Genomic DNA, 2,952 nt, shown 5'->3' on the forward strand with positions numbered 1-2,952 from the left:
GGTCATCGTCGTCTCCGTGCAGGTTCGTGCCTCAGCAACTCGATCCTACACCGAAGACCGGCGGTGACCGCCTCGGCTTGGCCGCGCCTACGCCAGCCGTGTGTGGGGCGCTCCGGCGCGGCCAAGCCGAGGCGGCCTCCTATACCACCACCTGGGACGCAGCCCGATCGTCTCAAAGCGCTGCAGCCAGAGCAGATTTTCCTTCAGGGTTCGGACGAACCGCTCGGCGCAACCGTTGCCCGCTGGCGCCCGCACGAACGCGGGCGAGCTCTGGACGCCGAGGAAGGCCGGCTCTTTCCGGAAGTCGTGGGCGACGTACCGCGAGCCGTGATCGTACCGAACGGCGAGGCCGGCGGGCTGGCACGATCGAACCCGCCAAAGCGCTGCCGCACGCCCTGCCGGATCGGCTCGAGCGCTTCGCACCGGGTAGCGCTGCGGCTGGCATGGATGCCCACGCACTCGGTCGAGCCGTGATCGACGGCCATCAACACCGCAGCTTGACCCTCGCCGGTCATGACCGAGGTCGGATCCGTCTCTCACACGAGATCGACCCGCTCGGTGGTGATCGTGCCGTCGTGGCTCGTGGGGCCGCCCCCGACCGCCGATGCGCCAGCAGAGCCTGCTCGCGCCTCGACCGAGCCCGCGTCCGGCATCGACCCCTGCGGCCCCGGTCGTCGGTGCGGCGCGGCCGCAGGCTGGCGCTGGCGGTAGATGGTGGCGCGAGCGACGCCCCAGACCCGGGCCACCAAGGCCGTAGGCGCGGCCGGTCGCGGGCGCGACCTTCCGGCCCATGGCCTCGACCTCCCGCGGGCCAAAGGGGGCGAGCCGCAGCGCGGATCGACGGCCGCCAGGGCGGCGATCTTCTCAGCCAAGCGCTCGCGCTCGAGCATGAGCTCGCCGAGCTCGGCCTCGAGCCGCCGGTTCTCGAGATCCCTGCCGTACGCGGGCTTGGTGGCGCGTGCCGCCTCGCCGCCGGCCAGGCAGTCGTTGAACCGCCCCGGCTTTCCCGGAGGCTCCTTCACTTGCGAGGATGGAGCCATGAGGAAGGCCCCGACGTTTTCCCCCGAGGTCCAGGGGCGGGCGGTCCGGCGGGTGCTGGAGCACCAAGGCGAGCACGGTTCGCAATGGGCGGCGATCGCGTCGGTTGCCGGCAAGATGGGCTGCACGGCCGAGACGCTGCGGCGCCGGGTAAGCCGGGATCGAACCGTCGGCGGGCAGCGTCGGCGGCAGTTACGCCAATGCCTTGGCCGAGACGATCGAGGGGCTGTACAAGGCCGAGGTCATCCATCGGCGTTCCTGGCCCGACCGGGAAGCGGTGGAACCGGCGACGCTGGACTGGGTGGACTGGTTCAACCACAAGCGGCTGCTGGGCCCGATCGGCGACAGCCCACCGGCCGAGGCCGAAGCGATCTACCATCAACAATCCCGTGCGCTCGCCATGGCGGCGTGACTCACACCAACGAGTCTCCGGGATTCCCGGGGTGGCTCACGTCGTGCCAGCCCGAGAGCGTGGCAGCCGTGATGCCGAGCGAGCGGGAGACCGGCTCGAGATCCTCGCCGCGGAGCAGGCGCGGCACCGCTTCGCGCCTGCGCGGTCGCGCCATCCGCCCGCCACGGCCGGGTCCAGGCTCCTTGGTCGTCTCCTCGGTCATGCTCACCTCCGTGCGGGCCTTCTACCCGCTCGCGGGGTGTCTCGCCTAACCGTGTCCCGGGGGACGACGAACCAACGCTCCAGGAGGTTCGTGGTCCGGGTCGCCCGGCGATGGATGACCGGCAGCCGCAGGTGGGCGATGCCGGCCTCGAAGTCGTCCTCGAAGCACGCCACCGCGCTCGGCACCAGAGTGGCATGGTCGGCCCGGATGCCCGCGGCGAGGTCGCGGGCAATGGCCCGTGACGGCGCTTGATAGCGGGCGGTGACCAGCGCCTCGAACTCCGGCCGGGGATCCGCCGGCACCTCGACCGCCAGGTTCCGCATCCGATGCGCCAGGCAGCGCTGCCGAGCCGAGCACGGGAAACATTCCTCGATTGCCCGGATGATCCCAGGCGCACCGTCCGAGACCACCACCAGCGGGTCGCCGAGTCCGCAGCCGCGCATGTCCTGGAAGAAGGCGCGCACGGTCTCGGTATCCTCCTGCGAGCCGACCATCAGGTGCGGTAGCACCTCGCGCCCATCCGCGCCGATGCCCCAGGCGACCAGGACCGCCTCGCGGCAGGCCGGCCCGCAGCCGCTCGCCGATGCCGTCGACGTAGAGATAGAGCACCCGATGCCCGGCGAAGTCACGCTGGGTGAAGGTAGCATGGTTCTCCCAGAGCCGCTCGGTGATCTCGCGCACCGCCGCCCGGCTCAGCAGCTTGTGCCCGTGTTGGTCGGTGAAGGTGTCCTCGATGTCCCGGGTGGACGGGCCGCGGCCATGGAGCTCGATGGCGAGGTCCTCCAGCGCTTCGGTGCGGCCGGCCAGGCGCTCGCGGACCGCGGAGACGAACGGCTCGGCGGTGCCGTGTACCTGCGGCGCAGCGTACTCGACCATTCCTTCGGCCGTCTTCATCCGCTCCGTCCGGTAGCCCGTCGGCTCGCCTTCAGCGCGCTCGTGGCGCTCGCGCCCGGGCCGGTCGCGCACCTCGCCCTCCAGAGCCTTTTCCAAGATCAGCCGTGCCACCATCCGGACCAGGTCCGAACGCTCCGGCGCTGTCGCCAGCCGGCCGTCGATCGAGGCCGCGAGGCGCTCGCGTGTCCGGTCGCAGGCCGCTACTCTGGTTGCCATGGGATGCCCCCTGGGGATCCCGGCGCCAATCGGAAGCCCGCGTTCCCGGGGTCGTTCGGGCAGGGTGCATCCCAACCCGCTTTCCGGCAAGCTTACGCCTTCACCTCGTCTCCGTGGCGGCGACAATCGCCGTGGCCGTGGCCACCGACAGCAGCCGCGAGATCGTCGGCCTGCCCATCGGCCGCGCGCA

The 2,952-nt window shown here is 71.4% G+C and carries 1 protein-coding gene and 3 pseudogenes; 1 reads left to right on the plus strand and 3 read right to left on the minus strand.

From position 1 onward, the window contains the following. Positions 1-165: 165 nt before the first annotated feature. A pseudogene (locus U1T56_RS23965) lies at positions 166-819 on the minus strand (IS3-like element ISMtsp5 family transposase); the annotation flags it as partial. A gap of 373 nt (positions 820-1,192) precedes the next feature. Here U1T56_RS23965 and U1T56_RS23970 point away from each other — a divergent pair. Then, a pseudogene (locus U1T56_RS23970) lies at positions 1,193-1,450 on the plus strand (integrase core domain-containing protein); the annotation flags it as partial. A gap of 1 nt (position 1,451) precedes the next feature. Here the strand turns inward: U1T56_RS23970 and U1T56_RS23975 are convergent. Together U1T56_RS23975 and U1T56_RS23980 are read right to left on the minus strand one after the other, a co-directional pair. After that, positions 1,452-1,652 (minus strand): hypothetical protein, encoded by a 201-nt coding sequence (locus tag U1T56_RS23975; RefSeq protein ID WP_418162015.1) that lies wholly within the window; start codon positions 1,650-1,652, stop codon positions 1,452-1,454. A gap of 14 nt (positions 1,653-1,666) precedes the next feature. Then, positions 1,667-2,762, minus strand: a pseudogene (locus U1T56_RS23980) (IS256 family transposase); the annotation flags it as partial. Positions 2,763-2,952 lie beyond the last annotated feature (190 nt).

The organism is Benzoatithermus flavus, assembly GCF_037908215.1.
GTDB lineage: Bacteria > Pseudomonadota > Alphaproteobacteria > Geminicoccales > Geminicoccaceae > Benzoatithermus > Benzoatithermus flavus.